The sequence below is a fragment of the Streptomyces sp. APSN-46.1 genome (assembly GCF_022815725.1).
Classification (GTDB): Bacteria; Actinomycetota; Actinomycetes; order Streptomycetales; family Streptomycetaceae; genus Streptomyces.
This window is the reverse complement of the sequence record NZ_JALGRF010000014.1, coordinates 29,340-40,611: the sequence shown is the minus strand read 5'-3', so window position 1 is coordinate 40,611 and position 11,272 is coordinate 29,340. Positions and strand designations below refer to the sequence as shown.

Genomic DNA, 11,272 nt, shown 5'->3' with positions numbered 1-11,272 from the left:
AGAGCGCCACTCAGGCCGTTCGGGGCGCGAGCCGCGGCACCACCTGATCCCAAATGGCGTCCGCCAGGACCTCCTTCGGACCATGGGCGACAGGGAGCTCCATCCCATCGGATGCGAGGATCACCGCCTCGTTCTCCTCGGAACCGAAGGTCTTGGCCTCACCTACCTCATTGACCACCAGAAGGTCACACCCCTTGCGGACGAGTTTGTTCCGCCCGTTGGCCAGGACGTCGTCCGTCTCCGCGGCGAAACCGACGACGACCTGCCCCTCCTTGGCCCTTTCGGCCGAGATCTCCGCAAGGATGTCCGGATTTCGCACAAGGTTCACCGGCGCGGGCTCCTGCCCGTCCTTCTTCTTGATCTTCCCGTCGGCGTAGACGGCGGGCCGGAAGTCGGCCACGGCCGCGGCCATCACCACGGCGTCGGCGTCACCGGCCGCCTTGAGGACCGCCTCGCGCAGCTGGAGGGCCGTGCCCACGCGTACGACGTCCACGCCGGCCGGGTCGGCCAGGGCCGCGTTGGCCGCCACCAGGGTGACCCGGGCCCCGCGTGCGGCGGCGGTGCGGGCCAGCGCGTAGCCCTGCTTGCCGGAGGAGCGGTTGCCGAGGAAGCGGACCGGGTCGAGCGGTTCGCGCGTGCCGCCGGCGCTGATGACCACATGCCGCCCGGCCAGGTCGGGCCCGGCCACCCCGCGCGCCAAGACAAGGCGGCAGACCTCGAAGATCTCGTCGGGGTCGGGCAGCCGCCCCTTGCCCGTGTCCTTGCCGGTCAGCCGGCCCACGGCGGGCTCGATGACGACGGCTCCGCGCCGGCGCAGCGTGGCCACGTTCTCCTGGGTGGCGGGGTGTTCCCACATCTCGGTGTGCATCGCGGGTACGAAGACCACCGGACAGCGCGCGGTCAGCAGCGTGTTGGTGAGCAGGTCGTCGGCCAGCCCGTGGGCGGCCTTGGCCAGCAGGTCGGCGGTCGCCGGGGCGACGACGACGAGGTCGGCCGCCTGCCCGATGCGGACGTGCGGGACCTCGTGGACGGTCTCCCAGACCTCGGTGGAGGCCGGGTTCCCGGACAGCGCGGCCCAGGTGGCCTCGCCCACGAAGTTCAGGGACGCCGCCGTGGGGACGACCCGTACCTCGTGCCCGGACTCGGTCAGCCGGCGCAGCAGCTCGCACGCCTTGTAGGCGGCGATCCCGCCGCTGACTCCGAGCACGACCTTCGGCTTGCCCACTACGCACTCCTCTTCGACACGGACACGTTCCACGCGTACTCACCCATGACACACCACAGGCCCGGCAGATGTTCTGCCGGGCCTGGGATGAAAGGCTTCTCGGTGCCTTACTGAGCCGGGGCCTCGATGGCCTCGGAGGTCAGCAGACCCGCGTTGATCTCGCGCAGCGCGATCGAAAGCGGCTTCTCGTGGACGTGGGTGTCCACCAGAGGGCCGACGTACTCGAGCAGGCCCTCACCGAGCTGCGAGTAGTACGCGTTGATCTGACGCGCGCGCTTGGCCGCGTAGATCACGAGGCTGTACTTCGAGTCCGTGGCCTCGAGCAGCTCGTCGATCGGCGGGTTGATGATGCCCTCGGGCGCAGTAATGGAAGAGGACACGCTCTACCTTCCGAAGATGGGTGAAAGATCGAAACGATCTCGCATCGACCGATTGAACATCGGTCAACGATCAGACAACTTCCATCAAGGCTAGCAGCTCGCGCGCTACGTCCTCGACGGAGGTGTTGACAAGGGTCATGTCGAACTCGGACTCGGCAGCCAGCTCGACCTTGGCGGTCTCCAGGCGGCGCTGGATGACCTCCGGCGATTCGGTGCCCCGGCCGGTGAGCCGGCGGACCAGCTCCTCCCAGCTCGGCGGGGCCAGGAAGACCAGCTGGGCCTCGGGCATCGACTCGCGGACGAGCCGGGCGCCCTGAAGATCGATCTCCAGAAGAACGGGCTCGCCGTTCTCCAGACGCTCCAGCACCGCGCCGCGCGGTGTGCCGTAGCGGTTGCCCGCGAACTCGGCCCACTCCAGCAGCTCGCCGTTGGCGATCAGCTTGTCGAACTCGTCCTCGTTGACGAAGAAGTAGTGGACTCCGTGTCGCTCACCGGGCCGCGGCTTGCGGGTGGTGGCCGACACCGAGAGCCATACCTCCGGGTGGACCTTGCGCATATGCGCGACGACCGTGCTCTTGCCGACACCCGAAGGGCCGGAGAGCACGGTCAGCCGCGGACGAACCTCTGCTGCCATAGAGCGATTATCCAGGTTCTCGGGACTGCCTGAGAACGCCGGGAGAACTTCAGGCGACGCGTCAGCCGGCGGGAGTGCCGAACTCACGCTCCAGAGAGGCGATCTGGTTGGAGCCGAGACCTCGGACACGCCGGGATTCGGAGATGCCGAGGCGCTCCATGATCTGCTTGGCGCGCACCTTGCCCACGCCAGGCAGGGACTCCAGCAGGGCGGAGACCTTCATCTTGCCGATGACGTCGTTCTCCTGGCCCGTCTTGATCACGTCCTGGAGGGAGGCGCCGGAGTGCTTGAGTCGATTCTTGACCTCGGCCCGCTCCCGGCGAGCCGCGGCGGCCTTTTCGAGCGCGGCTGCGCGCTGTTCAGGGGTAAGGGGCGGAAGAGCCACGCCTACGTCACCTCGGATGTCGAACTGTCGGATACGGACCGGTGGGGAGCCCGAAGGCACCACACCAGGCGAGCTCCCGAACAGCGCCGTTATTCGCTCGCTGCTCGTTCACTCTGCTCGGAGACTAGCGGCCAAGACCGCTCCAGTCAGCGAGAACGGACGAAAAGTCCTGGTCAGCCTCCACTGAACCGTACATCACAGACATATCGCCCCGGATTTGTCCGGTGAAGGACGTTCGAATTTCGTCAAGAGGTGCGACGCGCTCGTCCGCGAGGGCCTCCGCGCCCGCCGGTCAGGCGGAGACGGCCTTGCGGATCTCGTCCGCGAACCCGGCCGCCGACGCGCGGAGCGCACCCGCGTCCGGACCGTGCTTCAGGACGCCCCGCGACACGTTCGGGACGACATTGCGCACGGCCGCGCCGAAGACTGCCGGGAGATCGGCGGCGGTGGCGCCCTGCGCGCCGATGCCCGGGGCCAGCAGCGGCCCGTTGATGTCCAGGTCGAAGGAGGACAGGTCGCCGAGCGTCGCGCCCACCACGGCCCCGAAGGAGCCCATGGGAGAGGCGCCCGCGTTCTCCGCCGCCAGATGCGCCAGCATCGTCGCGCCGATCGACCGCCCGTCCTCCCGGACCGCCCGCTGGACCTCCGCGCCCTCCGGGTTCGAGGTGAGGGCGAGGACGAACAGGCCCGCGCCGGACTCGCGCGCCAGCTCGACCGCCGGGGCCAGGGAGCCGTAGCCCAGGTACGGGGAGACCGTCAGGGCGTCCGAGAACAGCGGCGAGGACGGCGACAGGAACGTCTGCGCGTACGCGGCCATGGTCGAGCCGATGTCCCCGCGCTTCGCGTCCATCACGACGAGCGCGCCCGCCGCGCGGGCGTCCGCGACGGTCCGCTCCAGTACGGCGATGCCCCGCGAGCCGAACCGCTCGAAGAAGGCGGCCTGCGGCTTGAACACCGCGACCTCCTGCGCCAGCGCCTCGACGACGGTGCGGGAGAACCTCTCCAGCCCCGCGATGTCGTCGTTCAGGCCCCACGAGGCCAGCAGGGCCGCGTGCGGGTCGATGCCCACGCACAGCGGGCCGCGGGTGTCCATCGCCTCACGCAGGCGGGTACCGAACGGGGTCACAGTCACAGGGCGGCCTTTCGGGTCTCGGCGCCCACCGCTTCGGCGAGGGTCGCGTACGGGCTGTCGGCCAGGCGCGCCGCCAGGCCCTTGTGGATCGCGCGGGCGTAGCACGGGCCCTCGTAGATGAACGCGCTGTAGCCCTGGATCAGGGTCGCGCCGGCCAGGATCCGCTGCCAGGCGTCCTCGGCGTTCTCGATGCCCCCGACGCCCACGAGGACCAGGCGGTCCCCCACACGGGCGTACAGGCGCCTCAGGACCTCCAGGGAGCGCTCCTTGACCGGGGCGCCGGAGAGCCCGCCGGTCTCCTTGACCAGCGTGGGGTCGGACTTCAGCCCCAGGCCCTCCCGGGCGATGGTGGTGTTCGTCGCGATGATGCCGTCCAGGCCGAGTTCCAGGGCGAGGTCCGCGACCGCGTCCACGTCCTCGTCCGCCAGGTCCGGCGCGATCTTGACGAGCAGCGGAACCCGGCGGTCCGTCACCGTGCGGTCCGCGGCCTCGCGGACCGCCGTCAGCAGCGGCCGCAGCGACTCGGTCGCCTGGAGGTTGCGCAGGCCCGGGGTGTTCGGCGAGGAGACGTTCACGACCAGGTAGTCCGCGTGGCGGGCCAGTCGCTCGGTGGAGGCGACGTAGTCCCCCACCGCCTCCTCCTCGGGCACGACCTTCGTCTTGCCGATGTTGACGCCCACGACCGTGCGGAAGACGGCCTCGCGGGCCGCCAGGCGCTCGGCCACGGCCTCGCAGCCCTCGTTGTTGAAGCCCATGCGGTTGATCAGCGCGCGGTCCGGCACCAGCCGGAACAGCCGCTTCTTCGGGTTGCCCGGCTGGGGCCGCGCCGTGACCGTGCCGATCTCGACGTGGTCGAAGCCGAGCATCGACATGCCGTCGATGGCCACCGCGTTCTTGTCGAAGCCGGCCGCGAGTCCGAAGGGCCCGTGCATCCGCAGGCCCAGGGCCTCCGTGCGCAGCTCCTTGAAGCGCGGTGCCAGCCAGGCCGCGACGAGGGTCCGCAGCACCGGCGTACGGGCCGCGAGGCGGATCCAGCGGAAGGCCGTGTAGTGGGCCCGCTCGGGATCCATCCGCTTGAAGACCAGGTTGAAGAACAGTTTGTACATCGTCCGAAATATCCCTTGTGCGCTCAAGAAAGGGGGGACACCGGTCGCTGTGGCGCCGGTGCCCCCCTTTCGTATGTCGTACGGGCTGCTAGTCGCGGGCCGCGGTCAGCTGCCGCGCGTGCTCCTGGAGCGAGCGGACGCCCACGTCGCCGCGGTTGAGCGCGTCGATGCCCTGGACGGCGGCGGCGAGCGCCTGGACCGTGGTCAGGCACGGGACGCCGCGCGACACGGCCGCCGTGCGGATCTCGTAGCCGTCGAGGCGGCCGCCGGTGCCGTACGGGGTGTTGACGATCAGGTCGACCTGGCCGTCGTGGATGAGCTGGACGACGGTCTTCTCGCCGCCGGGGCCCTCGCCCTCGCTGAGCTTGCGCACCACGGTGGCGTTGATGCCGTTGCGGCGGAGCACCTCGGCGGTGCCGGAGGTGGCGAGCAGCTCGAAGCCGTGGGCGACGAGCTCGCGCGCCGGGAAGATCATCGAGCGCTTGTCGCGGTTGGCGACGGAGATGAACGCCCGGCCCTTGGTGGGCAGCGGGCCGTAGGCGCCGGCCTGCGACTTGGCGTACGCCGTGCCGAAGACGGTGTCAATGCCCATGACCTCGCCGGTGGAGCGCATCTCCGGGCCGAGGACGGTGTCCACGCCGCGGCCCTGGATGTCGCGGAAGCGCGACCACGGCATGACGGCCTCCTTGACGGAGATCGGCGCGTCGAGCGGCAGGGTGCCGCCGTCGCCGGTCTTCGGCAGCATGCCCTCGGCGCGCAGCTCGGCGACGGTGGCGCCGAGCGAGATGCGCGCGGCGGCCTTGGCCAGCGGGACCGCGGTCGCCTTCGAGGTGAAGGGGACGGTCCGGGAGGCGCGCGGGTTGGCCTCCAGGACGTAGAGGATGTCACCCGCCATCGCGAACTGGATGTTGATCAGGCCGCGGACGCCGACGCCCTTGGCGATGGCCTCGGTGGAGGCGCGCAGGCGCTTGATGTCGTAGCCGCCGAGGGTGATCGGGGGCAGGGCGCAGGCCGAGTCGCCGGAGTGGATGCCGGCTTCCTCGATGTGCTCCATGACGCCGCCGAGGTAGAGCTCGGTGCCGTCGTAGAGGGCGTCCACGTCGATCTCGATCGCGTCGTCGAGGAAGCGGTCGACCAGCACCGGGCGGGTCGGCGAGATCTCGGTGGACTCGGCGATGTACGCCTCCAGCCGGGCCTCGTCGTAGACGATCTCCATGCCGCGGCCGCCGAGCACGTAGGACGGGCGGACGAGGACCGGGTAGCCGATCTCGTCGGCGATGGCCTTGGCACCCGGGAAGGTGGTGGCGGTGCCGTGCTTGGGCGCGGGCAGTCCGGCGTCGGCGAGGACCTGGCCGAAGGCGCCGCGGTCCTCGGCGGCGTGAATGGCCTCCGGGGAGGTGCCGACGACCGGGACGCCGTTGTCCTTGAGCGCCTGGGCGAGACCGAGAGGGGTCTGGCCGCCGAGCTGGACGATGACGCCGGCGATCGGGCCCGCGAGGGACTCGGCGTGGACGATCTCCAGCACGTCTTCGAGCGTGAGCGGCTCGAAGTACAGGCGGTCGGAGGTGTCGTAGTCCGTGGAGACGGTCTCCGGGTTGCAGTTGACCATCACGGTCTCGTAGCCGGCCTCGCTGAGGGCGAAGGAGGCGTGGACGCAGGAGTAGTCGAACTCGATGCCCTGGCCGATGCGGTTCGGGCCGGAGCCCAGGATGATCACCGCGGGCTTGGTGCGGGGCGCGACCTCGGACTCCTCGTCGTAGGACGAGTAGAAGTACGGGGTGTTCGCGGCGAACTCGGCGGCGCAGGTGTCGACCGTCTTGTAGACCGGGCGGATGCCGAGGGCGTGGCGGACCTCGCGGACGACGTCCTCGCGCAGGCCGCGGATCTCCGCGATCTGGGCGTCGGAGAAGCCGTGCCGCTTGGCCTCGGCGAGGAGCTCGGGGTCGAGCTTCTCGGCGGCGGCGAGCCCGTCCGCGATCTCCTTGATCAGGAAGAGCTGGTCGACGAACCAGGGGTCGATCTTCGTGGACTCGAAGACCTCTTCCTGGGTGGCGCCGGCGCGGATGGCCTGCATGACGGTGTTGATGCGGCCGTCGGTCGGGCGGACCGCGGTGGCGAGCAGCTCGGCCTTGTCACCGGGGTCGCCGACGAAGGTGAACTGCGAGCCCTTCTTCTCCAGGGAGCGCAGGGCCTTCTGGAGCGCCTCGGTGAAGTTGCGGCCGATGGCCATGGCCTCGCCCACCGACTTCATGGTGGTGGTGAGGGTGGCGTCGGCGAGCGGGAACTTCTCGAAGGCGAAGCGCGGGGCCTTGACGACGACGTAGTCGAGGGACGGCTCGAAGGAGGCCGGGGTCTTCTCGGTGATGTCGTTGGGGACCTCGTCGAGCGTGTAGCCGATGGCCAGCTTGGCGGCGATCTTGGCGATCGGGAAGCCGGTAGCCTTCGACGCGAGCGCCGAGGAGCGCGAGACGCGCGGGTTCATCTCGATGACGATGACGCGGCCGTCGACCGGGTCGATCGCGAACTGGATGTTGCAGCCGCCGGTGTCGACGCCGACCTCGCGGATGATCGCGATGCCGATGTCGCGCAGCCGCTGGTACTCGCGGTCGGTGAGCGTCATCGCCGGGGCGACGGTGATCGAGTCGCCGGTGTGCACGCCCATCGGGTCGAAGTTCTCGATGGAGCAGACGACGACCACGTTGTCCTTGGTGTCGCGCATCAGCTCCAGCTCGTACTCCTTCCAGCCGAGGATGGACTCTTCCAGGAGCACCTCGGTGGTCGGGGAGAGCGTGAGGCCCTGGCCGGCGATGCGGCGCAGCTCTTCCTCGTCGTGGGCGAAGCCGGAGCCGGCGCCGCCCATGGTGAAGGAGGGGCGCACGACGACGGGGTAGCCGCCGAGGGTGTCGACGCCCTTGATGACGTCGTCCATCGAGTGGCAGATGACCGAGCGGGCGGACTCGCCGTGGCCGATCTTGGCGTTGACGGCCTCGACGACGCCCTTGAAGAGGTCGCGGTCCTCACCCTTGTTGATGGCCTCGACGTTGGCGCCGATGAGTTCGACACCGTACTTCTCCAGCACACCCTGCTCGTGCATGGAGATGGCGGTGTTCAGCGCGGTCTGGCCGCCGAGGGTCGGGAGCAGCGCGTCGGGGCGCTCCTTCGCGATGATCTTCTCGACGAACTCGGGGGTGATCGGCTCGACGTACGTGGCGTCGGCGATCTCCGGGTCGGTCATGATCGTCGCCGGGTTGGAGTTGACCAGGATGACCCGCAGGCCCTCGGCCTTCAGGACGCGGCAGGCCTGGGTGCCGGAGTAGTCGAACTCGGCTGCCTGGCCGATGACGATCGGGCCGGAGCCGATGACCAGGACGGACTGGATATCGGTGCGCTTAGGCACGGTCGGCCTCCATCAGGGCGGTTTCCATCAAAGACGTGAAACGGTCGAAGAGGTACGCGGCGTCGTGCGGGCCGGCGGCCGCCTCGGGGTGGTACTGGACGCTGAAGGCCGGCTGGTCGAGGAGCTGGAGTCCCTCGACGACCTGGTCGTTCAGGCAGACGTGGGAGACCTCGGCGCGGCCGTAGGGGGTCTGGGAGACCTTGTCGAGGGGCGCGTCGACGGCGAAGCCGTGGTTGTGCGCGGTGACCTCGACCTTGCCGGTGGTGCGGTCCTGCACCGGCTGGTTGATGCCGCGGTGGCCGTACTTCAGCTTGTACGTGCCGAAGCCGAGCGCGCGGCCCAGGATCTGGTTGCCGAAGCAGATGCCGAAGAGCGGGGTCTTGCGCGCGAGGACGCCCTGCATGACGGAGACCGCGTGGTCGGCGGTGGCCGGGTCGCCCGGGCCGTTGGAGAAGAACACGCCGTCCGGCCGGACCGCGTACACGTCCTCGACGGTGGCGGTGGCGGGCAGGACGTGCACCTCGATGCCGCGCTCGGCCATCCGGTGCGGGGTCATGCCCTTGATGCCGAGGTCCACGGCGGCGACGGTGAACTTCTTCGCACCGATCGCGGGGACGACGTACGCCTCCTTGGTGGCGACCTCGGCCGCGAGGTCGGCGCCCTTCATCTCGGGGGCCTGGCGCACCTTGGCCAGCAGCATGCCGTCGTCGGAGATCGCGTTGCCGGAGAAGATGCCGACGCGCATGGCGCCGCGCTCGCGCAGGTGGCGGGTCAGGGCGCGGGTGTCGATGCCGGAGATGCCGACGACGCCCTGCTTGACCAGCTCCTCGTCCAGCGAGCGCTGGGAGCGCCAGTTCGAGGGGACGCGCGCCGGGTCGCGCACGACGTACCCGGACACCCAGATGCGGGAGGACTCGGGGTCCTCGTCGTTGACGCCGGTGTTGCCCACGTGCGGGGCCGTCATCACGACGACCTGGCGGTGGTACGACGGGTCGGTGAGGGTCTCCTGGTAGCCGGTCATGCCGGTGGAGAACACGGCCTCACCGAAGGTCTCACCGTGGGCGCCGTAGGCGCGGCCGCGGAAGATCCGACCGTCCTCCAGGACGAGTACGGCGGGAGTTTTGTCTGCTCCCCTGGTGGAGGTCGTCATCGTGCGGCGCCTTCCGTCGTGGTGGATGGGTTCATGAGGTTGACGGCTTCGACCCAGGCGGCGTGTTCGGCCGCGCGGTCGGAGCGGAATCCGGAGTCGATCAGCTTGTCGCCGTGCGCCCAGGTGACGACGAGCAGACCGCCCTCGGTGAGTACCTTGCCCGCGATTCCCTTGTCGAGGCGGGCGCCGCGCAGCCGCGCGGCCGGTACGAAGAAGTCGGTGGCCCCCGGACGGACCACGTCGAGGCCCGCGTCGGTGAGCGTGAGCTCGACCCGGCTGCGGACACCCAGACCGTGGGCGACGATCCGGTCGAGCCATTGCCCGGCGGTGGTGGACCCGTGGTACCGGCCGGTCAGGGCCAGCCGGTGCTCGGGGAGACCGCTCGGGGCGGCGGGCAGCTCGGGCAGATCACTCTGCAGAGCGCCGCGCCATTTCCAGCCCTGCCGCATCAGCCAGTACACGAACGCGATGAAGACGAGCAGACCGATCACCCACGCGATGCGGGCGCCCCAGTCCGTCACCTCCGCGGACTGTCGTTCGGCGGCCTCGGCGGCCAGTTGGATTACTGCAGGTGTCACGCCAGCTTCCCGTCCACGACCGTTGCCCGGCCCCGCAGGAAGGTGTGAGTGACGCGTCCCGGAAGCTCACGGCCCTCGTAAGGCGTGTTGCGGCTGCGGGAGGCGAACTGTGCGGGGTCCACGACACCACGGTACGAGGTGTCCACCAAGGTCAGGTTGGCGGGTTCACCCACCGAGACGGGACGGCCGTGGCCCGCGAGGCCGCCGATCCGGGCCGGGGCGAAGGACATCCGCTCGGCGACGCCCGCCCAGTCGAGCAGGCCGGTCTCCACCATCGTCTGCTGGACGACGGAGAGCGCGGTCTCCAGGCCCACCATGCCCATGGCGGCGGCGGCCCACTCGCAGTCCTTGTCCTCGTGCGGGTGCGGGGCGTGGTCGGTGGCGACGATGTCGATCGTGCCGTCGGCGAGCGCCTCGCGCAGGGAGAGCACATCGCGCTCGGTGCGCAGCGGCGGGTTGACCTTGTAGACCGCGTTGTACGAGCGGACGAGCTCGTCGGTGAGGAGGAGGTGGTGCGGGGTGACCTCGGCGGTGACGTCGATGCCGCGGGACTTGGCCCAGCGGACGATCTCGACGGAGCCGGCGGTGGAGAGGTGGCAGATGTGCACGCGGGAGCCGACGTGCTCGGCGAGGAGGACATCGCGGGCGATGATCGACTCCTCGGCGACGGCGGGCCAGCCGCCGAGGCCGAGCTCGGCGGAGACGACGCCCTCGTTCATCTGGGCGCCCTCGGTGAGGCGGGGCTCCTGGGCGTGCTGGGCGACGACGCCGCCGAAGGCCTTCACGTACTCCAGGGCGCGGCGCATGATCACCGCGTCGTCGACGCACTTGCCGTCGTCGGAGAACACGGTGACGCGGGCGGCGGACTCGTGCATGGCGCCCAGCTCGGCGAGCTGCTTGCCCTCCAGGCCGACGGTGACGGCGCCGATGGGCTGCACGTCGCAGTAGCCGGACTCCTTGCCCAGGCGCCAGACCTGCTCGACGACACCGGCGGTGTCGGCGACCGGGAAGGTGTTCGCCATGGCGAACACGGCGGTGAAGCCGCCGGAGGCGGCGGCGCGGGTGCCGGTCAGGACCGTCTCGGAGTCCTCCCGGCCCGGCTCGCGCAGGTGGGTGTGCAGGTCGACGAGGCCGGGGAGGAGCGTCTGGCCGGCGGCCTCGATGACGGTGGCGCCCTCGGCGTCCAGGCCCGCGCCCACGGCGGCGATGGTCTCGCCGTCGATCAGGACGTCCTGCGCCTCGCCGCCGAGTACCTTCGCGCCACGAATAAGGATCTTGCTCATCT

Annotated in this window: 10 protein-coding genes; all 10 read right to left on the bottom strand. The window is 70.2% G+C overall.

Going from position 1 to position 11,272, the window contains the following annotated elements; translation table 11 throughout:
* Positions 1-10: 10 nt before the first annotated feature.
* Positions 11-1,225 (bottom strand): bifunctional phosphopantothenoylcysteine decarboxylase/phosphopantothenate--cysteine ligase CoaBC, encoded by a 1,215-nt coding sequence (gene coaBC / locus MTF65_RS27000; protein ID WP_243631681.1) that lies wholly within the window; start codon positions 1,223-1,225, stop codon positions 11-13.
* Between the two features lie 107 nt (positions 1,226-1,332).
* Positions 1,333-1,605, bottom strand: a complete 273-nt coding sequence (gene rpoZ, locus MTF65_RS26995) for a DNA-directed RNA polymerase subunit omega (protein ID WP_004948662.1) — start codon at positions 1,603-1,605, stop codon at positions 1,333-1,335.
* A 70-nt stretch (positions 1,606-1,675) separates the two neighbouring features.
* Entirely contained in the window at positions 1,676-2,239 is a 564-nt protein-coding gene (gmk, locus tag MTF65_RS26990) for a guanylate kinase (RefSeq protein ID WP_243631577.1), read from the bottom strand.
* A gap of 61 nt (positions 2,240-2,300) precedes the next feature.
* On the bottom strand, positions 2,301-2,624 hold the full coding sequence (locus MTF65_RS26985; RefSeq protein ID WP_112452485.1) for an integration host factor: 324 nt from the start codon (positions 2,622-2,624) through the stop codon (positions 2,301-2,303).
* A 292-nt stretch (positions 2,625-2,916) separates the two neighbouring features.
* Positions 2,917-3,756 carry an orotidine-5'-phosphate decarboxylase gene (pyrF, locus tag MTF65_RS26980; protein ID WP_308407230.1) on the bottom strand — a complete coding sequence of 280 codons (840 nt, stop codon included), beginning with the start codon at positions 3,754-3,756 and terminating at the stop codon, positions 2,917-2,919.
* Positions 3,753-4,862, bottom strand: coding sequence for a quinone-dependent dihydroorotate dehydrogenase (locus tag MTF65_RS26975; RefSeq protein WP_243631576.1), 1,110 nt, complete (start codon positions 4,860-4,862; stop codon positions 3,753-3,755). Before MTF65_RS26975 ends, pyrF begins: the two co-directional genes overlap by 4 nt.
* An 88-nt stretch (positions 4,863-4,950) precedes the next feature.
* A complete protein-coding gene (gene carB / locus MTF65_RS26970) occupies positions 4,951-8,259 on the bottom strand; it encodes a carbamoyl-phosphate synthase large subunit (RefSeq protein WP_243631575.1) in 3,309 nt (1,102 codons plus the stop codon).
* A complete protein-coding gene (gene carA, locus MTF65_RS26965; RefSeq protein ID WP_243631574.1) occupies positions 8,252-9,409 on the bottom strand; it encodes a glutamine-hydrolyzing carbamoyl-phosphate synthase small subunit in 1,158 nt (385 codons plus the stop codon). The genes carB and carA overlap by 8 nt, the downstream gene beginning before the upstream one ends.
* On the bottom strand, positions 9,406-9,987 hold the full coding sequence (locus MTF65_RS26960; RefSeq protein ID WP_243631573.1) for a hypothetical protein: 582 nt from the start codon (positions 9,985-9,987) through the stop codon (positions 9,406-9,408). The genes carA and MTF65_RS26960 overlap by 4 nt, the downstream gene beginning before the upstream one ends.
* Positions 9,984-11,270: a dihydroorotase gene (locus MTF65_RS26955; RefSeq protein ID WP_243631572.1), complete on the bottom strand. Its 1,287-nt coding sequence runs from the start codon at positions 11,268-11,270 to the stop codon at positions 9,984-9,986. Before MTF65_RS26955 ends, MTF65_RS26960 begins: the two co-directional genes overlap by 4 nt.
* Positions 11,271-11,272 lie beyond the last annotated feature (2 nt).

Bases quoted from the DNA above. Each gene is read 5' to 3' on its own strand.
- gmk (WP_243631577.1), bottom strand. From the start codon at position 2,239: ATGGCAGCAGAGGTTCGTCCGCGGCTGACCGTGCTCTCCGGCCCTTCG.
- MTF65_RS26975 (WP_243631576.1), bottom strand. From the start codon at position 4,862: ATGTACAAACTGTTCTTCAACCTGGTCTTCAAGCGGATGGATCCCGAG.
- carA (WP_243631574.1), bottom strand. From the start codon at position 9,409: ATGACGACCTCCACCAGGGGAGCAGACAAAACTCCCGCCGTACTCGTC.
- MTF65_RS26955 (WP_243631572.1), bottom strand. From the start codon at position 11,270: ATGAGCAAGATCCTTATTCGTGGCGCGAAGGTACTCGGCGGCGAGGCG.